At 45.2% G+C, this 694-nt stretch carries 1 protein-coding gene; it reads left to right on the top strand.

Going from position 1 to position 694, the window contains the following annotated elements:
- Positions 1–60: 60 nt before the first annotated feature.
- On the top strand, positions 61–694 hold a 634-nt coding region (locus B3Z75_RS08030), incomplete at its 3' end, for a trimeric intracellular cation channel family protein (protein WP_294069771.1).

The raw sequence follows: 694 nt of genomic DNA, 5'->3' as shown, positions 1-694 counted from the left end.
AGTTCTCGTTATGTTTGACTCAAAGACAAATTCAACGGATTATGGACGCTTATTAAAACAATGGATAAACTTCACACGTTTTACTATTTTCTTGATTTGGGGGGAACTTTTGCTTTTGCATTAAGCGGGGCAATTGCTGCGCGGGAGCGTGGATTGGACCTGTTTGGTATTTGTGCCATTGCTTTTACTGTAGCCTGTGGCGGGGGCATTATCCGCGATCTTTGCATTGGAGCGGTTCCGCCGGCAGGGTTAACGACGTGGTACTATCTTTTTACTTCAATGGTGGCTGCAGTGATGACAATTGGTTTATACCCTCTTGTAAAACTACTTAACCGGCCAGTGATACTTTTTGATGCTGCCGGCTTGTCTATGTTCGCAATCACCGGGGCACAAAAGACGTTGGCTTTTGGACATAATGCTGAGGCTGCCGTGCTTTTAGGAATTATTACAGCTGTGGGCGGTGGCATCTTACGCGATATTTTATTGAACAGAGTTCCTGTGATACTGGAAAAAGAGGTGTATGCATCTGCAGCCCTGATCGGCGCATTGATTGTGGTCCTGGGAGACTATTTCAACTGGTTAACCAGAGATTGGATTTCAGCCATTGCATTAATTGCATGCTTTACATTGCGTATGTTGGCTCTTCGTGGCCGTTGGAACCTGCCGACTTACTCAAACAATAAATCCACCTTGA

Source organism: Proteiniphilum sp. UBA1028 (assembly GCF_002316955.1).
Taxonomy (GTDB): Bacteria; Bacteroidota; Bacteroidia; order Bacteroidales; family Dysgonomonadaceae; genus Proteiniphilum.
This window is presented reverse-complemented; position numbering and strand designations above follow the sequence as displayed.